General features: G+C 74.7%; 24 protein-coding genes. 16 read left to right on the forward strand and 8 right to left on the reverse strand.

Annotated elements, in window-relative coordinates:
• Positions 1-42 precede the first annotated feature (42 nt).
• The 10 genes from LN037_RS22100 to LN037_RS22145 all read left to right on the forward strand — a co-directional run bounded on the left by LN037_RS22100 (position 43) and on the right by LN037_RS22145 (position 9,500).
• Complete coding sequence (locus tag LN037_RS22100; RefSeq protein WP_230756954.1) at positions 43-762, forward strand: Crp/Fnr family transcriptional regulator; 720 nt, start codon at positions 43-45, stop codon at positions 760-762.
• 263 nt (positions 763-1,025) lie between these two features.
• Complete coding sequence (locus LN037_RS22105) at positions 1,026-1,640, forward strand: superoxide dismutase (RefSeq protein ID WP_230756956.1); 615 nt, start codon at positions 1,026-1,028, stop codon at positions 1,638-1,640.
• 157 nt (positions 1,641-1,797) lie between these two features.
• On the forward strand, positions 1,798-3,387 hold the full coding sequence (locus LN037_RS22110) for an ABC transporter substrate-binding protein (RefSeq protein ID WP_230756958.1): 1,590 nt from the start codon (positions 1,798-1,800) through the stop codon (positions 3,385-3,387).
• A complete protein-coding gene (locus LN037_RS22115; RefSeq protein ID WP_230756961.1) occupies positions 3,384-4,388 on the forward strand; it encodes an ABC transporter permease in 1,005 nt (334 codons plus the stop codon). Before LN037_RS22110 ends, LN037_RS22115 begins: the two co-directional genes overlap by 4 nt.
• On the forward strand, positions 4,381-5,304 hold the full coding sequence (locus LN037_RS22120) for an ABC transporter permease (RefSeq protein WP_230756964.1): 924 nt from the start codon (positions 4,381-4,383) through the stop codon (positions 5,302-5,304). Before LN037_RS22115 ends, LN037_RS22120 begins: the two co-directional genes overlap by 8 nt.
• Positions 5,301-6,233 (forward strand): ABC transporter ATP-binding protein, encoded by a 933-nt coding sequence (locus LN037_RS22125; RefSeq protein ID WP_230756966.1) that lies wholly within the window; start codon positions 5,301-5,303, stop codon positions 6,231-6,233. The genes LN037_RS22120 and LN037_RS22125 overlap by 4 nt, the downstream gene beginning before the upstream one ends.
• Positions 6,230-6,880, forward strand: coding sequence for an ABC transporter ATP-binding protein (locus LN037_RS22130; protein ID WP_230756968.1), 651 nt, complete (start codon positions 6,230-6,232; stop codon positions 6,878-6,880). Before LN037_RS22125 ends, LN037_RS22130 begins: the two co-directional genes overlap by 4 nt.
• Positions 6,881-6,946: 66 nt before the next feature.
• Positions 6,947-7,369 (forward strand): DUF3099 domain-containing protein, encoded by a 423-nt coding sequence (locus LN037_RS22135; protein WP_230756970.1) that lies wholly within the window; start codon positions 6,947-6,949, stop codon positions 7,367-7,369.
• A gap of 31 nt (positions 7,370-7,400) precedes the next feature.
• A complete protein-coding gene (locus LN037_RS22140; RefSeq protein WP_230756972.1) occupies positions 7,401-7,652 on the forward strand; it encodes a DUF3039 domain-containing protein in 252 nt (83 codons plus the stop codon).
• 72 nt (positions 7,653-7,724) lie between these two features.
• The gene (locus LN037_RS22145) at positions 7,725-9,500 is read left to right on the forward strand and encodes a DEAD/DEAH box helicase (RefSeq protein WP_230756974.1); all 1,776 of its coding nucleotides are present in this window, start codon (positions 7,725-7,727) and stop codon (positions 9,498-9,500) included.
• A gap of 378 nt (positions 9,501-9,878) precedes the next feature.
• Here LN037_RS22145 and LN037_RS22150 read toward each other — a convergent pair whose 3' ends face one another.
• On the reverse strand, positions 9,879-10,073 hold the full coding sequence (locus tag LN037_RS22150; protein WP_230756975.1) for a DUF7455 domain-containing protein: 195 nt from the start codon (positions 10,071-10,073) through the stop codon (positions 9,879-9,881).
• 254 nt (positions 10,074-10,327) lie between these two features.
• Between LN037_RS22150 and LN037_RS22155 the strand changes: the two genes are divergently transcribed.
• The 3 genes from LN037_RS22155 to LN037_RS22165 all read left to right on the forward strand — a co-directional run bounded on the left by LN037_RS22155 (position 10,328) and on the right by LN037_RS22165 (position 13,762).
• Complete coding sequence (locus tag LN037_RS22155; protein WP_230757034.1) at positions 10,328-11,173, forward strand: EamA family transporter; 846 nt, start codon at positions 10,328-10,330, stop codon at positions 11,171-11,173.
• A gap of 180 nt (positions 11,174-11,353) precedes the next feature.
• On the forward strand, positions 11,354-12,721 hold the full coding sequence (locus tag LN037_RS22160) for a type I glutamate--ammonia ligase (RefSeq protein ID WP_372460514.1): 1,368 nt from the start codon (positions 11,354-11,356) through the stop codon (positions 12,719-12,721).
• 45 nt (positions 12,722-12,766) lie between these two features.
• Positions 12,767-13,762, forward strand: coding sequence for an endonuclease/exonuclease/phosphatase family protein (locus LN037_RS22165; RefSeq protein ID WP_230756979.1), 996 nt, complete (start codon positions 12,767-12,769; stop codon positions 13,760-13,762).
• Here LN037_RS22165 and LN037_RS22170 read toward each other — a convergent pair.
• Positions 13,725-14,663 (reverse strand): aldo/keto reductase, encoded by a 939-nt coding sequence (locus LN037_RS22170; protein ID WP_230756981.1) that lies wholly within the window; start codon positions 14,661-14,663, stop codon positions 13,725-13,727. The two genes, LN037_RS22165 and LN037_RS22170, sit on opposite strands and share 38 nt — an antisense overlap.
• A gap of 71 nt (positions 14,664-14,734) precedes the next feature.
• Between LN037_RS22170 and LN037_RS22175 the strand changes: the two genes are divergently transcribed.
• Entirely contained in the window at positions 14,735-15,223 is a 489-nt protein-coding gene (locus LN037_RS22175; RefSeq protein ID WP_230756983.1) for an HAD family hydrolase, read from the forward strand.
• Here the strand turns inward: LN037_RS22175 and LN037_RS22180 are convergent.
• Positions 15,217-15,993, reverse strand: coding sequence for an inositol monophosphatase family protein (locus LN037_RS22180; RefSeq protein ID WP_230756985.1), 777 nt, complete (start codon positions 15,991-15,993; stop codon positions 15,217-15,219). The two genes, LN037_RS22175 and LN037_RS22180, sit on opposite strands and share 7 nt — an antisense overlap.
• Positions 15,994-16,046: 53 nt before the next feature.
• Here LN037_RS22180 and LN037_RS22185 point away from each other — a divergent pair, with 53 nt between their 5' ends.
• Both LN037_RS22185 and LN037_RS22190 read left to right on the forward strand, forming a co-directional pair.
• Positions 16,047-16,457 (forward strand): hypothetical protein, encoded by a 411-nt coding sequence (locus LN037_RS22185; RefSeq protein WP_372460513.1) that lies wholly within the window; start codon positions 16,047-16,049, stop codon positions 16,455-16,457.
• 160 nt (positions 16,458-16,617) lie between these two features.
• Entirely contained in the window at positions 16,618-17,610 is a 993-nt protein-coding gene (locus LN037_RS22190) for an IS481 family transposase (RefSeq protein ID WP_230756987.1), read from the forward strand.
• Here LN037_RS22190 and LN037_RS22195 read toward each other — a convergent pair.
• From LN037_RS22195 to LN037_RS22215, 5 genes are all read right to left on the reverse strand, one after another.
• On the reverse strand, positions 17,607-17,897 hold the full coding sequence (locus tag LN037_RS22195; protein ID WP_230756990.1) for a hypothetical protein: 291 nt from the start codon (positions 17,895-17,897) through the stop codon (positions 17,607-17,609). The two genes, LN037_RS22190 and LN037_RS22195, sit on opposite strands and share 4 nt — an antisense overlap.
• Before the next feature lie 34 nt (positions 17,898-17,931).
• Entirely contained in the window at positions 17,932-18,228 is a 297-nt protein-coding gene (locus LN037_RS22200) for a PaaI family thioesterase (protein ID WP_230756993.1), read from the reverse strand.
• Positions 18,229-18,341: 113 nt separating this feature from the next.
• Complete coding sequence (locus tag LN037_RS22205; RefSeq protein WP_230756995.1) at positions 18,342-18,548, reverse strand: hypothetical protein; 207 nt, start codon at positions 18,546-18,548, stop codon at positions 18,342-18,344.
• Positions 18,549-18,565: 17 nt separating this feature from the next.
• Positions 18,566-19,669, reverse strand: a complete 1,104-nt coding sequence (locus LN037_RS22210; protein ID WP_230756997.1) for an NAD(P)-dependent alcohol dehydrogenase — start codon at positions 19,667-19,669, stop codon at positions 18,566-18,568.
• Positions 19,666-20,595: a DMT family transporter gene (locus LN037_RS22215; protein ID WP_230756999.1), complete on the reverse strand. Its 930-nt coding sequence runs from the start codon at positions 20,593-20,595 to the stop codon at positions 19,666-19,668. Before LN037_RS22215 ends, LN037_RS22210 begins: the two co-directional genes overlap by 4 nt.
• Positions 20,596-20,631: the final 36 nt, after the last annotated feature.

Consider the following 20,631-nt stretch of genomic DNA (forward strand, 5'->3'; position numbering starts at 1 on the left):
TCCGTCCCGACCCGGGATCTCCGGGTCGGGACGGAGGTGCTCGTGGCGCAGTCGCTCGCCCGCGCGGTGCCCCGGGAGACCCCCGAGCTCGCCGTGTCCCCGTTCCTGCTCGCCGAGACCGGGCCCGTCGCGGTTCGGCTCGCCGCCCTCGGCGTGCCCCGGCGCCTGCGCGCCGGCGACCTCGTCATGCGACAGGGCGAGATCTCCGGCTCGCTCTACATCGTGGCGTCGGGCCGGCTGCGGCTCTCGCTGCTGCGTCCCGATGGCGGGGAGCGCGTCCTCGGGTACGCCGAGCCCGGCGCGAGCGTGGGGGAGACCGCCTGCGTCGACCGGGCCGCCCGGGCCGCGACGGCCGTCGCCGTGATCGACTCCGAGGTGCTCGCCGTCTCCCGCGAGGTCCTCCTCGCCGCCGCGCGCACCGACCCGGAGCTGCTCCTCGAGGTCGCGCGCCGCGTCGCGCACAAGCAGCACGTGCTGCACCTGCACCTCGCCCTGGACGCGTTGTCCGCCCGCGAGCGCATGGTCCTGCTGCTCACCCACCTCGCCGACGCCCACGGCGAGCCCGGCCCCGACGGCCTCGTCCGCCTGCGTCTGCAGCTCGGCGTCGACGACCTCGCGGCCATCGTCGGGCTCACCCGCGTCACCGCGTCGCGCGAGCTCTCCCGCCTGGTCGCCGAGGGCGTGCTGCTCAAGCAGCGGCGCTCGTTCGTCGTGCGCGACCGCCCGGCGCTGCGGCGGCTCACCGCCGCCGTCGCCGTGTAGGGGCGCTCTCGCTCCCCATCCGCCCGCGAGGTCCACGTGGGACAGGTTCGGCGGCCGGTCGGCCTGCCTGACGTGCACCTCGCGAGGCGGTCGTTTGCCGACCGCGGCCGGCCGGGCTCCCCACCGCACGATCGCGCCCCCGGGACCGGAGCCGTCCCCGCCGGCGTCGGTGAGGTTTCGACGCCACCGGTTCGGGGTTGCCTGCATCTGTCAGCTGCAGCAAGATCGCAACAAGACTCGATCACCGAGGAGACGTGCGAGCGATGGCGGAGTACTCCCTGCCCGACCTGCCCTACGACTACGGCGCTCTCGAGCCCCACATCTCGGGCAAGATCATGGAGCTGCACCACGACAAGCACCACAACACCTACGTCACCGGTCTGAACACCGCGATCGACGCCCTCGCCGAGGCCCGCGAGAAGGACACGATCGGGACGACGGCGCTGCTGTGGGAGAAGAACCTCGCCTTCAACTACGGCGGGCACATCAACCACACCGTGTTCTGGCAGAACCTCTCCCCGGACGGCGGCGACAAGCCCACCGGTGAGCTCGCGTCGGCGATCGACCGCGACTTCGGCTCCTTCGAGCTGTTCCAGAAGCACTTCACGTCGGTCGCGACGACGATCCAGGGCTCCGGCTGGTCGATCCTCGGGTTCGACACCCTCGCCCAGAAGCTGCGCATCTTCCAGCTCTACGACCAGCAGGCGAACGTGCCGCTCGGGATCATCCCCGTGGTCATGCTCGACATGTGGGAGCACGCCTTCTACCTGGACTACCTCAACGTGAAGCCGGACTACGTGAAGGCCTGGTGGAACGTCGTGAACTGGGCCGACGCCGCCAAGCGCTTCGAGTCGGCGCAGGGCACCCAGCTCGTCTGACCCCCCGACCCGCGGTGGTCGTTCCGACCAATTCGATCCACCGCGCCGGCGACGGCCCCCGTGGGACTCCCGCGGGGGCCGTCGTGCGTCTAGCGCAGCACGCATGCAGAAGCTAGATCTTGTTCCTGCCACGAAGTGGTGATTACTGTCCCGCCCCGTGATCGCCGCCCGTTTCGTCCCGGTCGTCCTCGCGGCCGCGCTGGCCCTGCTGGTCGGCGCCTGCGCCGCGCCGACGTCCGGCCCCGCCGCCGATCCCACCAGCATGGTGCTGGCCGACGGCTACGAGCCCGACGACCTCAACCCGCTGATGGGCTACGGCGAGGAGGGCGCGTCGAAGATCTACGACGGGCTGACCGCGCTGGACGCGCAGCGGCAGCCGCAGCCCGCGCTGGCCGCGGGCGCGCCCGTCGCCGCCCCCGACGGCCTGTCGTGGACCGTGCCGCTGCGCCAGGGCGTGACGTTCCACGACGGCACCGCGTTCGACGCCGCCGACGTCGTGGCCACGTACCGGGCCGTGCTCGACCCGGCCAAGGCCGCCACCGTCGCCTCCGGTCTCTCGATGGTGCGCGACGTGGTCGCCGTCGACCCCGGCACCGTCCGGTTCGACCTCGTCCGGCCGTTCCTGCTCTTCCCGGGACGGCTCACGCTGCCGATCGTCCCGTCGGAGGCGGTGGCCGCCCCCGGCCCGGCGTCGGACATGCCGCTGGGCACGAAGCCGGTCGGCACCGGGCCGTACCGGCTGGTCGAGTGGCGCCAGGGGTCGTCGATGGTCCTCGAGGCGAACCCGACCCACCACGGCGGCACACCCGCCGTCCGGCGGATCACCATCGTCTTCGCGACCGACGACAACACCCGCGCGCAGCGGGTCGCGGCCGGCGAGTTCGACGGCACCGTGCTCCCCCCCGCGCTCGCGCGCGGCATCGCCGGCCAGGCGCAGGGCATGGTGCTGCGCGAGCACAGCAGTGCGGACTACCGCACGATCACGATGCCGTTCGCGAACCCGGTGACGGCCGACCCGGCGATCCGCCAGGCGCTCAACCGCGCCGTGAACCGCCAGGGGATGATCGACGCGCTCCTGGCCGGGCAGGGCACGCCCGCGAGCACGCCGATCCCGCCGGTGCTGCCGGAGGAGGTCGAGCCGGCGGCCCAGTTCCCGTTCGATCCCGCGGCCGCGAACGCGGTGCTCGACGCGGCCGGGTGGGTGCGCGGAGCCGACGGCGTCCGGGTCCGTGGTGCGCAGCCGGCCCGCTTCACGCTCATGTACAACCCGGCCGACACGGTCCGGCGTGACCTCGCGCAGGCGTTCGCCTCCGACGCGCGGGCGATCGGCGTCGACGTCCGGCTGGAGGGGCTGGGCTGGGACGCGATCGAGCCGCGGATGGGCACCGACGCCGTCGTCCTCGGCGGGGGCAACCCGTTCGACACGGCCTTCAAGTCCTGGCAGCTCCTCGCCTCCGCGAACGCCGCCGACGGCTTCAACAACCCGGGGTCGTACCGCAACGCCGCGGTCGACCAGGCGCTCGGCGCCGCGCTCGCCGCGCCCGACCGGGCGACGCGCGCCGCGGAGCTGCGCCGCTTCCAGCTCGCCTACGCGGCCGACCCGGGAATGGTGTTCCTGACCTTCCTCGGCCACAGCTACCTGACCCGGGACCGCTTCGACGGCTACCGGCCCGTCGTCGAGCCGCACACCCACGGCACGACGTGGGGCCCGTGGTGGAACGTCGAGCGCTGGACCCCGCGCACGTGACCACCCTGACGACGCCTGCCCGCCGCCGGGGTCGCGAGATCGGCATCCTGGTGGCCTGGCGGCTCGGGGTGGCGGTGCCCGTGGTGGCCGTGGTGGCCACCGGGGTGTTCCTGCTCGCCGCCTGGTCGCCCTTCGACCCGATCTACCAGTACTTCGGCGCGGGCGTGTTCTCCGCGAGCGACGCCACGATCGCGAACGCCCGCGAGCAGCTCGGGCTGGACGACTCGGTGTGGAGCCAGCTGGGCCGGTGGTCGGGCGGCGTGTTCTCCGGCGAGCTCGGGCAGAGCCTGTCGTTCCGCCAGCCGGTGTCGACGGTGATCGCCCAACGGCTGCCGTGGACGCTGCTGCTGGTGACGCTGGGCCTCGTCGTGGCCGTCGTGCTCTCCCTGGTCGCCGGGGTGATCGCAGCGTGGCGCCAGGGCGGCTGGGTCGACCGGCTGGTCACCGCGGTCGGCCACACCCTGGAGGGGCTGCCGCCGTTCGTGCTCGCACTGGGGGCGATCGCGGTGTTCGCCGTCGCGTGGCCGGTGCTGCCGGTCGCGGGGCTCACCGACGCGGGGGCGGCCCCGACAGTCGACCAGGTGACCCGTCACCTGGTGCTGCCGGCCGTCGTCCTCGGTGTCTCGCAGACCCCCTGGCTCGTGCTGCACGTGCGGTCGTCGCTGCTCGGCGCGCTCGACGAGGACCACGTCACCGGGGCCCGGTCCCGTGGGCTGCCCGAGCGGGTCGTGGTGCTGCGCCACGCGCTGCCGACCGCGCTGCTGCCGTTCGTGACGGTGCTGGGCAACCGGCTCCCCGAACTGGTCACCGGCGCGGTGCTCGTCGAGACGGTCTTCTCCTGGCCCGGGATCGCGGCGGCCGTGGTGACCGCCGCGCTCTCGGTCGACTTCCCGCTGCTCGCGGCCCTGACCCTGTTGACGACGGCCGCCGTGCTCGCGGGTGCGCTGCTGGCCGACGTCGCCGTGCTCCTGCTGGACCCGCGGGTGAGCGCCGATGGCTGAGCTCGATCTCCGTCGACCCGCCGTCCGGCCCGGAGAGCCGTGGCGACCGGCCGGACGCCGACGCCCCGGGACGCTGCGGGCCCGGCGGACCTGGGCCGGGCGCGGCCGGCTGACGGCCGGGCTCGTCGGGCTCGGCCTGCTCGTCGCGGGGGCCGTCCTCATCCCGTGGCTCGGCGGGCTCGACCAGGGCGCGGTGGACTACACGGCGGTCCGGCAGCCGCCGTCGCTCGCGCACCCGTTCGGCACCGACGCCGTCGGTCGCGACCTGTTCCTGCGCTCCTTCGCGGGGCTCGGGGTCTCGCTGACCGTCGCGGCGTCCTGCGCGGTGATCTCGACCGTGATCGGCACGCTCTACGGGGCGCTGTCCGGTCTGCTCGGCGGCTGGCCGGATCGCATCCTCATGCGCGCCGTCGACGGGGTGAACGCCGTGCCGCACCTGCTGCTCGGCATCGTCATCGTGGCGCTCTACCGCGGCAGCGTGCTCGCGGTGATCGCGTCGATCGGGCTGACCCACTGGACCACGGTCGCGCGGGTGGTGCGCTCCGAGGTCCTCTCGCTGCGCGGTCGGCCCTTCGTCGACGCCGCGATCAGCGGTGGGGCGACCCGTCGGCGGGTCCTCGGTCGCCACCTGCTCCCGGCGGTGGTCCCGCCCGCCGTGCTCTCCAGCGTGCTGATCCTGCCGCACGCGGTGTGGCACGAGACGGCGCTCTCGTTCCTCGGCCTGGGGCTCCCGCCGCACCTGGCGAGCCTGGGCAACATCCTCGCGGAAGGACGGCAGGCGGTGCTGCTCGGCAGCTGGTGGATCGTCGTGTTCCCGTCGGCGCTCCTGGCGGCGACGACGCTCGCGGTCGCGGGGATCGCGGCCTGGTGGCGGGACCGCGCCCGGCCGCGACGACGCTCGGAGCTGGCGCTGTGAGCGCCGCCCTGGAGGTCACGGGGCTCGACGTCCGCTTCCGGCTGCGGGGCGGTCGGACGGTGCGGGCCGCGAGCGAGGTCGACCTCACCCTGGCCCGTGGCCGGCTGCTCGCGCTGGTGGGGGAGTCGGGGTGCGGCAAGTCGGTGCTCACCGAGGCGCTGACCGGCCTCCTGCCGGGCAACGCCGAGACCCGGGGCCGCGCGGTCCTGCACCCGGGGCCCGACCTGCTCACCGCGCCCGAGGCGGTGCTGCGGGACGAGGTGCGGGGCCGGCGGATCGGCCTGGTGGGCCAGTCGGCGGGCACCTTCCTCACCCCGACCCGCACCGTCGGCGCCCAGCTGCGCGAGGCGGTACGCCACCTGGGCGGCACCGCGTCGGTCGCCGAGCTCGCCGACCGGGCGGGCCTGCCCGGCGCCGCACTCGAGCTCTACCCGCACGAGCTCTCCGGCGGCACCGCACAGCGGGCGGGCCTGGCCGGGGCGCTCGCCGGCGACCCCGACGTGCTCCTCGCCGACGAGCCCACGGCGGGGCTCGACCGGCCGCTCGTGGAGCACACGACCGACCTGCTCGTCGCCCTCGCCCGGTCCGGCGTGGCGGTCCTGCTCATCACCCACGACCTCCGGGCCGTCCAGCGGCTCGCCGACGAGGGACCGGTCGACCTCGCCGTGATGTACGCGAGCCGGATCGTCGAGACCGGGCCCGCCGCCGCGGTGTTCGCGCGGCCGTGGCACCCGTACACCGCCGGGCTGGTCGACGCGCTGCCCGGCGAGCGCTTCGCGCCGATCCCGGGGCACCCGCCGGAGCTGACCGACCTGCCGTCGGGGTGTCCGTTCCGGCCCCGGTGCGGCCGTGCCGACTGCTCCGACGACCCGGACCTGGTCGCCCACGGCGACCGCGCCGTCGCCTGTGCCCCGGCGGAGGCGTCGTGAGCCTCGTCGGGGAGGGCCTGGTCGGCGGGTGGCGGCGGGGACACGCCGTGGTCGACGGGCTGACCGTGCGCGTCGAACCCGGGCGGGTGCTCGGCGTGGCCGGGCCGAGCGGGTGCGGGAAGTCGACGCTGGTGCGGATGCTCGCGCTGCTGCACGACCCGTGGCGCGGGGTCGTGTCGGTCGACGGCACCGCGGTGCCGCGGACCCGCTACCGGGCGCCCGCCGCGCTGCGCCGCCGGATCGGCGTGGTCTTCCAGGCGCCGCGGGCCGCGGCCGACCCGCGGCTGACCCTCGAGCAGGTGCTCACCGAGCCGCTGCGCGCGGGCGGCGAGCGGGACCGGACGGTGCTCGCCGCCCGGGCGGAGGAGCTGTGCGACCGGGTCGGGCTGACGCGCGACCTGCGCTCGCGGCGCCCGCACGAGGTCTCCGACGGCCAGCTCCAGCGGGCCTGCCTGGCCCGCGCCCTCGCCGGCGGACCCGACTACCTGCTCTGCGACGAGATGACCGCGATGCTCGACGCGTCGACCACCGCCGCCCTCGTGGCGGTGCTCGGCGCGGAGGTGGGACGGGGCCTCGGTGTGCTCACGGTCTCGCACGACGAACCGCTGCTCGCGGCCTGGGCGGACGAGGTCCTGCGCCCCTGGTGAGCCCGGATGATTGCCCGCCATGCCACGGGGGACCCGGGATGGGACAGTGGACATGGAGGTGGTGGCGTGAAGCGGCGTCACGACGACGAGCCGGTGCTGATCACCGAGGCCGCCGTCTCGTTCGAGGACGAGTTCGCAGCGCGCAAGAAGCGGTACTCGCTGATCATGGCGTTCCGCATCCCGTGCCTCGTGCTCGCCGGCATCTTCGGCATCGGGTTCAACTGGCCCTGGGTGGCGGTCGCCTTCATCGTGCTGTCGGTGCCCCTGCCGTGGGTCGCCGTGCTGATCGCGAACGACCGTCCGCCGAAGAAGTCGCAGAAGGTCAACCGCTACCGGTCCGACCGGACGGCGCTGCCGAAGGTCAGCGAGGCCCGGATCATCGAGGCCGCCGAGGCGCTCGACGCGCGGGCCCACCGCACCGACGGTCCGCGCCAGGCGCAGCAGGACGGCCCCGACCACGCCCCACCGCGGACCGGGACCGACGGCTGACGGGTCCCGGCCCCTGGGTCACAATGGAGCCATGAGCCAGACCGCGGTCCTCCCCGACGTCCGCCCGGACGCCACGGATCGGACGAACGACGACGATCCGAAGATGTTCCACTACGTCCGCAAGGACAAGGTGGCCGAGAGCGCCGTCATGGGGAACATGGTCGTGGCGCTGTGCGGGGAGACCTTCCCGGTCACGCGCTCGCCGAAGCCCGGCTCGCCGGTCTGCCCGGCGTGCAAGGAGATCTTCAACAAGCTGCCGCGTGGCGGCGGGGACGACGAGTAGGTCACCGTCCCCCGAGGGCCTCCCACCGACGGAGGCCGGTGCCGTCCTGCCCACCAGCTCCCCGGAGGGTCCTTGACCACGCGCGCGCCCGGACGTCCCGGCTCGACGACCGCCACGGACACGCCCTCGGCCCCGCCCCTGCGGCAGTGGCAGCGACGGGCCCTGACCCGCTACCTCGCGGAGCGCCCGAAGGACTTCCTCGCGGTCGCGACGCCGGGCGCGGGGAAGACGACGTTCGCGCTGCGGGTCGCGGCCGAGCTCCTGGGCGACCGCACGGTCGACACGGTGACGATCGTCTGCCCGACCGAGCACCTCAAGCACCAGTGGGCGGGCGCCGCGACGCGCGCCGGGATCGCGATCGACCCGGAGTACTCGAACTCGGTCGGGAAGCTCTCGGCGGACTTCCACGGCGTCGCCGTCACGTACGCGCAGGTCGCGGCGCACCCGATGCTGCACATGAACCGCACCGAGTCGCGGCGCACGCTGGTGATCTTCGACGAGATCCACCACGCCGGGGACGCGAAGTCCTGGGGCGAGGCCACCCGGGAGGCCTTCGGCGGTGCGACGCGCCGGCTCGCCCTCACCGGGACGCCGTTCCGCTCCGACGACAGCCCGATCCCGTTCATCACCTACGAGCCCGACTCCGCCGGCGCCCTGCGCTCGAAGGCCGACCACTCCTACGGCTACTCCGACGCGCTCGCCGACGGCGTCGTGCGGCCCGTGGTGTTCCTGGCCTACTCCGGGCAGGCCTCGTGGCGCACGAGCGCCGGGGAGGAGATGACGGCCCGGCTCGGGGAACCGCTCACCGCCGAGCAGACGTCGCGGGCCTGGAAGACGGCGCTCGACCCCAAGGGCGACTGGATGCCCGCGGTGCTCCAGGCCGCCGACACCCGCCTCACGCAGCTCCGGCAGGGCGGCATGCCCGACGCCGGGGGCCTCGTCATCGCGACCGACCACACCACCGCCAAGGCCTACGCGAAGATCCTCGGCCGGCTCTCCGGCGAGGAGCCCGTCGTCGTGCTCTCCGACGACCCCAAGGCCTCCGGGCGGATCGCGACCTTCTCCGCGTCGAACGACCGCTGGCTCGTGGCCGTCCGCATGGTCAGCGAGGGCGTCGACGTCCCGCGCCTCGCCGTCGGGGTCTACGCCACGAGCGCCTCGACGCCGCTGTTCTTCGCCCAGGCGGTCGGCCGCTTCGTGCGGTCGCGGCGCTCGGGGGAGACGGCGTCGGTCTTCCTGCCCAGCGTGCCGACCCTGCTGGGGCTGGCGAGCGAGCTCGAACTGCAGCGCGACCACGTGCTCGGCGAGCCGCACCGGCCGAAGGAGGGGCTCGACGACGAGCTCCTCGAGCAGGCGAACCGCACCGAGGACGAGCCGGGCGAGCAGGAGAAGAGCTTCGAGGCGCTCTCGGCCGAGGCGGAGCTCGACCAGCTGATCTACGACGGGGCCTCGTTCGGGACGGCGGCGGGCGCCGGCAGCGACGAGGAGCAGGACTACCTTGGGCTGCCGGGCCTGCTCGACCCCGACCAGGTGCGGGCGCTGCTGCGCAAGCGGCAGAGCGACCAGCTCGACGAGGAGGCGCGGCGGACCCGGGAGGCCCCACCGGAGCCGGCCGCCCCGCCGCCCGCGCGACTGAAGCCGTCCGCGGCGGAGAAGCTCAAGGAGCTGCGCCGCGAGCTCAACACGCTCGTCGCCGCGCACCACCACCGCACCGGGCAGCCGCACGGCGTGATCCACGGCGACCTGCGCAAGGCGTGCGGTGGACCGGCGACCCCGGTCGCGACGGCGGAGCAGATCGAGGAGCGCATCACGACCCTGCGGTCGTGGCGGTCGCAGCCGGGGCGCTGACCGTCGGTCAGTGCTGTGTCCGACATCACACTGTCGAGTGACGTGTGCCGACCGTGGCGATCACGTCGCGAAACGTGGCCGTCATGGGCGACACGTGCTCGTCACGCACCGTCGCGACGGCCCCGCCCGGCCGACGACCGCCCCCGGACCCCGGGTCACGCCACGGGGTGAGGGCGCGAACCACCCGTCCGTGCGCGTCATCGCGCGCGCCCGCGCGTGTCGCCGCGGGCCGGCGGACACGGCCCGACAGCGACCCGCCGTCGGGACGGGCGGACGGGCCCGGACACGACGACGGCGGGCGGGGACCGTCCTGGTCCCCGCCCGCCGTGGTCTCGAGCCTTCTGGCGGCGATCGGCGTCGCCGCAGGTCAGCGGGCCGTCAGGCCGACTCCCCGGCCTGCACGTCGATGGAGAGCTCCTTCATCTTCGCCTCGTGCGTGCGGGCGTGGTGCCCGCAGAAGAGGAGTTCCCCGCCGGAGGGCAGGATGGCGCGGACCTTCGCCGCTGCACCGCAGCGGTCGCAACGGTCCGAGGCGGTGAGTTCTGGCCGGGTCAGGGTTCCGGGCATCGTCATCTCCCTCCGTTCGGAGACCGGTGTGGGAACCGGTCCCGCAGGCTCCGGCCGAGTGACCGTCGCCCCTCCACTGTGTCAGACCGGAGCGACGACCGCTCGTGTTCACACGCTGCTTTGTCCTCGGTCACGTACCGCTCATCGACGGATTGCGACCGTTGTTATCCGGGAAGGGGTCGGACCACACGATGGTGAGTCGATCTTCGACGACGAGCGGTCCCCCCGCGCCGTTACTCTTCGTGCTCGGCGGCGCGTCGATGTACGTGGGCGCGGCGCTCGCCGTCGGCCTGTTCGAGCGGGTGTCGCCCGCCGGGGTCGCGTGGCTGCGCCTCGCCGGCGCGGCGGTCGTGCTCGCGGTGTGGCGCCTCGCGGCCCGGCGCTGGTCCCGGGCCGCCCGGGGCGGGCGGGTGCGCTGGTCCCGACGCCGGGTCGCGCTGGCCGGGGCCTTCGGGCTCGTGACGGCGGGCATGAACATCGTCTTCTACGAGGCGATCGCACGGTTGCCGCTGGGCACCGCGGTCGCCGTCGAGTTCGCCGGCCCGGTCCTCGTCGCGGCCCTCGGGTCCCGGAGCCGGCGCGACTGGTCGGCGCTGGCGCTCGTCGTCGTCGGGGTCGCCCTGATCGCGGACGTGCGCCTCGAGGGCTCGCCCGCGGGCGTCGTGTTCGCGCTGCTCGCCGCGCTCCTGTGGGCCGGCTACATCGTGCTCGGCGCGCGCGTGTCGAGCGGCTCGGGGTCGACGGGGGAGGGGATCGACGGGCTCGCGATCGGCTTCGTCGTCGCCGCCGTCGTGCTCTCGCCGCTGGCCCTGACGGCGGGCCCGATCGCCGGGGAACCGCTGCTGCTCGGCTCCGCGCTGGCGCTGGGCGTGCTGTCGTCGGTCGTGCCCTACGTGCTCGACCAGGTCGTGCTGCGCCGCGTCGGCCGCGCCCGCTTCGCGCTGCTCCTCGCCCTGCTGCCCCTGACCGCCACGGTGGTGGGCCTCGTCGGGCTCGCCCAGATCCCGGCACCGCTCGAGGCGGTCGGGATCGCGGCCGTCGTCGTCGGGGTGGCACTGCGGCGGGAGCCGGCCGCCGATCCACCGGCCGGCGACCCACCCGCGTGAGGGGAACCCTCGTGCCACGAGAGCGCTCGAATCCTCCCCTCACGAGGGGGCGCCGCCGACGGTGGGCGCCCACGGTCGACGAGATCGACCGAAGGTGCCCGTCGCTCCATCCGGGGGTGCGGTGCTGACTAGCCTGACCTGCGCTGTCGTCGACGAGGGGTGGGGAACGTGACCGAGGAGCTGCGCGAGCGCGGCCGGGAGCTGGCGGCCGCGCTGGCCGCCGACGGGGTGGCCGGGCTGATGGTCGTCTGGGCCGACAACAACGGCATCCCGCGCTCGCGGACGGTCCCGGTGTCGGCGCTGCCCCAGGTGGCGGTGAGCGGGGTCGGGGTCACCCACCTGTTCGCCGTCTTCGACACGAACGACGCCATCGCGTTCGGCTCGCCCGGCATGGAGAACGCCTCCGGCGACGTCCGGCTCGTCCCGCAGCTCGACCGGATCACCCGCCTCGCCGGTCAGCCCGCCTTCGCCTGGGCGCCCGGGAAGCAGCTCGCCGCCGACGGCGGGCCGTGGGCGTTCGACCAGCGGTCGGTGCTCGAGCGGGTCGTCGAGGGCCTCGCCGCCGACGGCTGCTCCGCCCTGGTCGGCTACGAGATGGAGTTCGGCGTCTTCGAGCCGGAGACCGACCCGGACGACTCCGAGCTGCTCCCCGCCCACCACGGTCCCGCCTACAGCCCGCACGCCCTGCTGCCCATCGACGGCTTCGTCGCCTCGGTGATGCGCGACGCCGAGGCCAACGGCCTGCGGCTGGGGCAGATCCACGCCGAGTACGGGCCGGCCCAGGTGGAGCTCTCGCTCGCCGCGGCCGACCCGCTGACCGCCGCCGACCAGCAGCTCCTGGCCCGCCAGACGGTGCTGGCGGCCGCCGAGGCGCACGGCCTGCGGGTGTCCTTCGCGCCGCTGCCCACGCTCAGCGGGGCCGGCAACGGCTGGCACGTGCACACGTCGCTGTGGCGCGGCGGCGAGAACCTCCTCGCGGGCGGTCCGGAGGGCCCACGCGGTACCGCCGGCGCGGGCTACGTCGCCGGGCTCCTGCGCGACCTGCCCGCGCTCGCCGCGGTCACCGCCCCCTCGCAGGGCTCGCTCGCCCGGCTGCGCCCCGGCTTCTTCGCGGGCGCGTTCTCCGGCTTCTGGGGCGTGGAGAACCGCGAGGCGCCGCTGCGCTACGTGCCCGGCTCGGCCCTGCTCGGCGAGGACCACGCCAACGTCGAGCTCAAGACCTCCGACGCCTCCGCCAACCCCTACCTCGCCCTGGCGGCCATCCTGACGGCGGGTGCGGCCGGGGTCGAGGAGAACCTCGTCCCGCCGCCCCCGACCGCCGCGGACCCGGGCACCTGGAAGAAGAAGGAGCGCGCCGCCGCGGGGATCGAGAAGCTGCCGACCACCCAGGCCGAGCAGGAGGAGGCGCTGCGCGCGAACCCGCGGATCGCGGGCGTGCTCGGCGACGAGCTCCTCGAGGCGTTCCTCGCCGTCCGCCGCGCCGACGCGGCGTGGGCCGCGGAGAAGGACACCGAGGAGGTCCTCGCGGCCTGGCGCTGGCGGTACTGAGCGGCCTCGCAGCGATCCGACGGCAGCGGGGCGATCATCGTGGGCGTGGGACGTCCCGGGTACCGCAGCGCGGCGAGCGCACTCCTGACCGCGGCCGTCCTGCTGCCCGAGGTCATCGGGGTCGACCGGACGGCGCCGTGGCCGATCGTCACCGCGTTCCGCCGCCGGCTCGCGCTCGGGGCCGCCGGGGTCGCCGGGATCGCGGCGGCCCGGCCGGGAGCGCGACGCGACGTCGGGCTGGGCGTCGGTGCGGTCGCCGCGGCGGCCCTCGCCGTCTCGACCGTGCGGCACCGTCGCCGCCCGGGCGGCACCCGGGTCGGGGAGCCGCTCGCCGTGCTCGGCGCCAACGTGTGGATCGGGCGGGCGGACCCGGTCGCGCTCGCCGCGACGATCCGCCGGGGACGCCCCGACGTCGTCGTGCTGCTCGAGGCCGGCGACCGCTTCCGGCACGCGCTCGCCGTCGAGATCGACGACCTGGGCTACCGCGGCTGGTCGTGCGCCCCCGGGCGGGCCGAGGTGGAGGCGGCCGGCGCCGGGGACCACGCGTGCACGTCGGTGCTCGCCGCCCCCGCGCTCGGCGCCGTCACGGTGCGGGCGGTCACCCGGGACACCGCGTCCGGCTGGATCGAGCTCACCGGCGGGGCGCTCGGCGACACGCGGGTCCTGGCCGTGCACCCCGCGGTGCTGCTGCCGAGCCGCACCCACGAGTGGCGCCGCGAGCTGGACCGCCTCGCGGGACTCGTCGCCGACGACCCGCGGCCGACGGTGGTCGTCGGCGACCTCAACGCGACGCTGGAGCACCGGGCCCTGCAGCGCGTGCTGCGGGGGATGCGCTCGGCGGCCGCCGAGGTGGGCCGGGCCCGCGAGGGGACCTGGCCCGCGCAGCGCCCGCGCCGGCTCGGCGTCGCGATCGACCACGTCCTCGTGTCGGACGCGGTGGGCGTCGGGTCCGTCGAGGTCCTCGACGTGCCCGGCAGCGACCACCGCGCCCTGCTCGCCCGCCTCAGGCGGCCGAGAGCCGCCGCAGCTCGTCGTCGCTGAGCCGCAGCGAGACCGCGGGCAGGATCTCGCCCAGCTGCGCCAGGGTGCGCCCCGAGGCGATCGGCGCGCCCACCGTCGGCTGTGCGGCGAGCCAGGCCAGCGACACCGCGGCCACGGGCACGTCGTGGGCCGCCGCGATCTCGTCGAGCACGCCGAGGACGGCGACGCCGTGGTCGTCGAGGTAGGCGCGGGCGCCCTCGGCGCGGGCGCTCGCCATGGCCCCGGATGAGGCCCCGGAGTCGACCTGGTCCGATCCCGGCCGGTACTTCCCGGTCAGGAAGCCCTTCGCGAGCCCGAAGTACGGGTAGCAGACGAGGCCCTCGCGCTCGACCAGCGGCGCCAGGTCCCGCTCGTAGTCCCGCTCGACGAGGTTGTAGTGCGGCTGCACCGCGCTGAACCGGGTCAGGTCGTGCTTGTCGGCGAGCTCCAGCGCGCACGCGAGCCGGTCGGCGTCGAAGTTGGACGCCCCGACCGCCCGGACCTTCCCGGCGCGGACGAGCTCGTCGAACGCGCCGACGTAGTCCTCCTGCGGGGTGTCGGGGTCGTCGCGGTGGGCGTAGTAGAGGTCGATGTGGTCGGTCTGCAGGCGACGCAGCGAGTCGTCGCACGCGGCACGGATGTTCTCCGGGCGCAGGCCCTTGCGCTGCTCCCAGGAGCCGACCTTCGTCGCGATGACCACGTCGTCGCGGCGCCCGGTGCGCGCCAGCCAGTTCCCGATCACGGTCTCGGACTCGCCGCCGGAGTTGCCCTCGGCGCGCGCCATGTAGGAGTCGGCGGTGTCGATCATGCGGCCGCCGGCGTCGACGAAGGCGTCGAGCAGCGCGTGGGAGGTCGGCTCGTCGGCGGTCCAGCCGAAGACGTTCCCACCCAGGCACAACCCGTCGTCAGGAAGAGCAGTCATGCCCCCGGTCTACCCCGCCCGACGGGGGCAGACCCTGCACGCGTCGCGCGGATCTTGGTCGGGTGATCGGCGTGGTGGCAGGGTCGGCGACCGTGGAGGAACTGCTCGGTGAGGTGGCCGCCCTCGGGGACGCGCCGACCCTGCTCGTGGCCTGCGGCTTCGACGGCGCGCTCGCCCCGCTCGGGGACGACCGGGCGCTGCAGCAGTCGTCCGAGGCGCTGAACGTGCTGCTCGCCCTGCCCGGGACCACCGTGGCGGTCGTCTCCCGACGGCCCGCCGACGAGATCGCCGAGCTGATGTTCCTCTCCGGGGCCAAGGGCGGGCTGCGGATGCTCGACCCCGACGCGGTGGAGCCGCTGCGCCGGGAGCTCGGCGCGGTGGCCCTCGTCGTCGACACCGACCCCGCCACCCTCGCCGGGCTGGGCGCGGGCGACCTCGGCGTCCTCGTGGACGCCGACGCCGATCCCGACGCCGACCCCGAGCACGGCGTCTACCGCGTCGCGGAGGCCGAGGACGTCGTCGACGTGCTCGAGGAGCTGGTCGGCGCCCGGCGTCACTGACCCGCGAGCGCCGCCAGCACCGCCGCGTGGACGGTCGGCCGGGCGATGAGCAGGTCGGGGGAGTACGGGTCGTCCTGCCCGTAGGGCACGGGCGAGCCGTCGACACGCGTGGCGAGCAGACCCGCGGCCATCGCGACCGCCATCGGCGCGGCGTTGTCCCACTCGTACTGCCCGCCGGAGTGCAGGTAGACGTCGGCCTCGCCGTCGAGCACCGCCAGCGTCTTCACCCCGGCCGCGGAGCGCTTGACCAGCCGCACCGCGAACGCGCGCTCGACCGCGCGGAGCTCGTGCGGGGGGCGCGAGCGGCTCACCGTGACCGCCAGCTCGTCGCCGATCGGGTCGTCGGGGACGGGCGCGACGGTGCCGGAGTCGACGAGGGCGTCGCGCCCCGGGATCGCGACCGCGCCCGCGGCCAGCTGCCCGTCGACCACGAGGGCCACGTGCACGCCCCACTCGTCGGTGCCGCGGCCGAACCCGGAGGAACCGTCCAGCGGGTCGACGATCCACAGCCGGTGGGCGCCCCGGCGCCCGCGCGGGTCGAGCGAGCCCTCCTCGGAGAGCACCGCGTCGTCGGGCCGGCGCCGGGCGAGCTCGGCGGTGAGGTACTCGTGCGCCCGCTCGTCGCCGGCGTATTCGCGGTCGCGGCCGGGCGACGTCGCGTCGCGCAGGTCGAGCAGCAGACGTCCGGTGGCATCGGCCAGCTCCCGGGCCAGCGCGGCGTCCTCCGCGTAGGCGGGGCTGCCGGGTATGACGGTGTCGGGGGAGCTCACCCCCCGATCTTCGCCCACGACGCCGGGTGGGTGCGCGGTGGCAGGGTGGTGACGTGCTCGGTGTGGTGACCGCGGTGGCGTGGGTGTGGCTCGGGATGGTGCTGGCGATCTCGTTCCTGGAGGCGCCGCTGAAGTTCCGCGCCCCCGGCGTCACCCTCCCGGTCGGCCTCGGCATCGGCCGGGTCGTCTTCCGCGCCCTCAACGCCGTCGAGGTGGTGTTCGCGGTCGTCGTGGTGGTCGGCCTGGTCCTCGGTCCCGTCCGGACGGCGGGGGTGGTCGCCGTGGGGCTGCTGGCGGTCCAGCTCGTGGCGGTGCGCCCCGTGCTGACGCGCCGGTCCGACCGCGTCCTCGCGGGCGGGGACACCGGCCGGCGCAGCCACGCGCACCTGGTCTACGTCGCGCTCGAGGTGGCGAAGGTGGCTGCGCTGGTGTGGCTCGGGGTGGCCGCCACGGCCGCGCCGTGAGGTCGGGCGTCGCGCCGGACCCGTCCGGTCCTAGGTGTACTGACCGGACACGTTGGTTGAACCGGTGTGACGACACGGTCTGAATGATCTTGAGGGGAGGACCTCTCGGGAGTGCTGTGGAGCTGTCTGACGGCACCCACTCACGACCGGGAGGTCCTCCGTGGCCCACGCTAACGCGGCGCTGACCCCGCGCGGCCGATTGAAGCTCGCGCGTCTGATCGTCGAGCAGAACTGGCCGATCGCGCAGGCCGCGATCCGCTTCCAGGTCTCGTGGCCGACCGCCAAGCGCTGGTCGCAGCGCTACCGCGAACTCGGCGAGGCCGGCATGGTCGACCGGTCCTCACGCCCGCACCGCATGCCGCGCACGACCCCGCGGCCGGTGATCCGCAAGATGGTGCACCTGCGCTGGAAGCAGCGCCTGGGCCAGCTCGAGATCGCCGCCCGGCTCGGGGTGGCGGCCTCCACGGTGCACCTGTGGCTACGCCGCTGCGGCATCAGCCGACTCGGTCACCTCGACCGGGCCACCGGGGAACCCGTGCGCCGCTACGAACACCCCCACCCCGGAGCGATGATCCACGTCGACGTGAAGAAGCTCGGGAACATCCCCGACCAGGGCGGATGGCGCTACGTCGGCCGCGCCCAGGGCAAGCGCAACCGGGCCGCCACCGCGCACCGTGGCCGCAGCGCCCGACGCGCCCCGCTGATCGGGACCGCCTATGTCCATACCGTCATCGACGACCACTCCCGCGTCGCCTACGCCGAGATCCACGACGACGAGAAAGCCGTCACCGCCATCGGGGTCCTGGTGCGCGCCGTGGCCTGGTTCGCCGCCCGCAACGTGACCGTCGAGCGGGTGCTCTCCGACAACGGGTCGGCCTACAAGTCCCACGCCTGGCGCGAGGCCTGCGCCGAGCTCGGCGTCGTGCACAAGCGGACCCGGCCCTACCGGCCCCAGACCAACGGCAAGATCGAACGGTTCCACCGCACCATGACCGCCGGGTGGGCCTTCCGACGGCTCTATCTGAGCGAATCCCAGCGCCGCAAAGCGCTCCCGGGGTGGCTGCACGAGTACAACCACCACCGGCCCCACAGCGCCATCGGCAGACAGGCCCCGATCACCCGCTTGACCAACCTGTCCGGTCAGTACACCTAGGGCGTCTCCGCGGCGATCAGGACGCGGGCGAGCTCGTCGAGCACCGCGCCCCGGGCCTCGTCGCGTTCCGGGGCGGTCTGCGGGTTCTGGTCGAGCAGCAGACGCGCGAGGCTCGCGAGGCTGACCACCTGGGCGCCGAACTCCTCGGGCCCGCCGAGCTCGCCGAGCAGCTCGCCGACGGCGCGCAGGTCCCCGGCGTCCATGGCCCGGATGACGGCCACGCTGCGCTGGTGGACGTCGGCCGGGTCGGGGCCCGGGAGGTCGTCGGCCTCGGGGTGCTGGGTCATGGCACGGAGCATCACAGACCCGGTGCGGGCGGGCTCAGCGGAGGGCGATCACGGACTTGGTGATCTGGCTGCGCGCCACGAGCCGGTCGCCGACGGTCGCGGTGGCGCTCACGAACCCCAGACGCCGGGTGCGGCGTTCCAGGACCGCCGTCACCAGCACCTCCTCGTCGCGCTGCCCGGGGCTGAGCAGCTGCGTCGAGATGTGGTGGGTGACGGCGTGCTCGTCGTCGGCGAGTTCCGGGAGCAGCGTGAGGAAGCCCTGCAGCTCGAGGATCGCGCCGAGCGCCCCGGCGTGCAGGGTCCCGCCGGGGTTGAGGGCCAGGTCGCGCACCGGGAACACCAGCCCGCCGGTAGGCGCCGCCGGTTCCGCGGGGCGGGCCCCCAACGCCTCCTGCAGCGGGATGGCCAGGGCGGCCGCGGCCCTGGCCCCGAGCGACGCCGCGTTCAGCGGATGCCCTCGCGGCGCAGCACCGAGAGCGCCCAGGCGGCGAGACCGCCGAGCACGATGCACACGGCGAGCAGGGCGGCGAACCACCAGACGCCGGTGACGATCAGCCCGACCAGCCACACCAGGCCGAACACCACGTTGAAGCCCAGCAGGAACACGTAACGGCGGCGTTCGTCGGGGCGGACCCGCTCCTCCATCGGCACGGGTCCACGCTAGCGCCTCAGAAGCGGAGCACCGGCTTGATGGTCCGCCCCTGCGCGGAGTCGGTGAACGCCTGCTCGATGTCCGCGAAGTCGTAGTGGCGGACGAGCTTGTCGAACGGGAAGCGCCCGGCGCGCCAGAGCTCGATCAGACGCGGGATGAACAGGCGCGGCACCGCGTCGCCCTCGATGATCGTCGTGAGGGTCCAGCCCTTGAGCAGCGAGGCCGCCGTCTCCAGCGGGACCTCCGTGCCGATCGGCGCCTGGCCGAGCAGGCCCGCCACGCCGCGGACGGCGAGCGAGTCCACGCACTGGCGCAGCACCGACCCGACGCCGGTGGTCTCGAGCGCGTAGTCGACGCCGCGGCCGCCGGTGATCTCCAGGATGCGCGCCACCGGGTCCTCGCGGGACGCGTCGACGCCGTGGGTGGCGCCCAGCTCGTCGCGGGCGAAGGCGATGCGGTCGGCGACCGTGTCCACCGCGATGATCGTCGAGCAGCCCGCCACGACCGCGGCGAGGATCGCGGCGTCGCCCACCGCACCCGCGCCGTAGACCGCGATGGTGGAGCCGGCCTCCGGGTCGAGGCTGTTCAGCACCGCGCCCGCACCGGTCTGGATGCCGCAGCCCAGCGGGCCCAGCATGTCCAGCGGCAGGTCCCGGTCGACCACCACGAGGCTGCGCGCCGAGACCACCGAGTGGGCGGCGAACGACGACTGCCCGAAGAAGTGCGAGGACACCGACGTCGAGCCGTCGCGGAAGGCGGTGCTGCCGTCCGGGCGGGTGCCGCCGATGTTGCGGGCGGCGAACTCGGCGCAGTAGCCCGGCGCCCCGGAGTCGCACTGGGCGCAGTGCCCGCAGGAGTTGAACGAGAGCACCACGTGGTCACCGACCTCGACGGTGGTCACGCCCGGGCCGACCGCCTCGACGACCCCCGCGCCCTCGTGGCCCAGGACCGCGGGCAGCGGGATCGGGACGAGCTGCTCGCGCAGCACCTGGTCGGTGTGGCAGACCCCGCTGGCCACCATCCGCACCACGACCTCGTCGGGCCCGGGGTCGTCGAGTTCCAGCTCGCGCATCTCGAACGGGGCGTTGGTGCTCGGTACGACGGCGGCCGTGGTCCTCATGGATGCATCGAACCAGAACGGGTGACCGGTGACACGTCATCGCGACGGCGGCGGAGGCGGGGCCACGCGCCCAGCCCGACGAACATCCCGACCAGGGCGACGAGGAGCCCGACCACGGCCCGCCCGGTCAGCGGCTCGGCGAGCAGCGGCACCGCGAGGAGAGCGGTCGTCGCGGGGGAGAGGTTCATCAGCGCGGACACGTGCACCGTCGAGCGCCGCCGCAGGAGCACGAACATCACCGCGAAGGTCCCGGCGGAGTTGATCACGCCCAACCAGGCCACCGCGACCCACCCACCGGCCCCGGTGGGGAGCCACTGCGGGGCGAGGAATGGCATGGCCACGAGCAGGACCAGCATCGACGTCACCATCTGCACCGCGACGCCGGACGCGACGGGCGTGTCGTCGTTGAAGCGCTTCTGGTAGAGCGTGCCCGCCGTCAGGAACGCCATCCCGAGCACGGGCAGCAGCACCGGGCCGACCGGTCCGCCGGCGGAGAGGCCGCCGGAGGCCACGATGTACACCCCACCCGCCCCGATGATCAGCCCGATCGCCGGGGCGGCGCCGAGCCGGGTGGAGAGCACCAGCGGGGTGAGCAGCCCGACCAGCAGCGGGGCCAGCCCGACGACGAGGCTGGTCAGCCCGGCGGGCACGCCGCGGGCGAGACCCGTGAACACCGCCGAGAACACACCGACCTGCAGCAGCAGCGCGGTGACGACGAGATGCACGAGCGACCGACCCCGCGGCATCGCCGGCCGCAGCCAGGCCGCTGCCACGCCCGTGGCCGCCGCCGCGATGACGAACCGCCAGAACAGCACCGTCGGGACGTCGGTGGTGCGGGTGGCGAGCTTCGCCGCGATGAACCCCGACGCCCACAGCAGCACGAACAGCACGCTGAGCAGCGGGACGGTCCACCGCGACGACGTCACGGGAGCAGAGCCAACGCGAGATCGATGTCCCACGCA

It is taken from the genome of Actinomycetospora soli (assembly GCF_021026295.1).
In the GTDB taxonomy this organism is placed as follows: Bacteria; Actinomycetota; Actinomycetes; order Mycobacteriales; family Pseudonocardiaceae; genus Actinomycetospora; species Actinomycetospora soli.

Coding starts and splice junctions, on each gene's coding strand:
- LN037_RS22150 (WP_230756975.1), bottom strand. CDS start 10,073: ATGACGATGCCCGGAACCCTGACCCGGCCAGAACTCACCGCCTCGGAC.
- LN037_RS22155 (WP_230757034.1), top strand. CDS start 10,328: ATGTACGTGGGCGCGGCGCTCGCCGTCGGCCTGTTCGAGCGGGTGTCG.
- LN037_RS22140 (WP_230756972.1), top strand. CDS start 7,401: ATGAGCCAGACCGCGGTCCTCCCCGACGTCCGCCCGGACGCCACGGAT.
- LN037_RS22170 (WP_230756981.1), bottom strand. CDS start 14,663: ATGACTGCTCTTCCTGACGACGGGTTGTGCCTGGGTGGGAACGTCTTC.
- LN037_RS22195 (WP_230756990.1), bottom strand. CDS start 17,897: ATGACCCAGCACCCCGAGGCCGACGACCTCCCGGGCCCCGACCCGGCC.
- LN037_RS22105 (WP_230756956.1), top strand. CDS start 1,026: ATGGCGGAGTACTCCCTGCCCGACCTGCCCTACGACTACGGCGCTCTC.
- LN037_RS22120 (WP_230756964.1), top strand. CDS start 4,381: ATGGCTGAGCTCGATCTCCGTCGACCCGCCGTCCGGCCCGGAGAGCCG.
- LN037_RS22210 (WP_230756997.1), bottom strand. CDS start 19,669: ATGAGGACCACGGCCGCCGTCGTACCGAGCACCAACGCCCCGTTCGAG.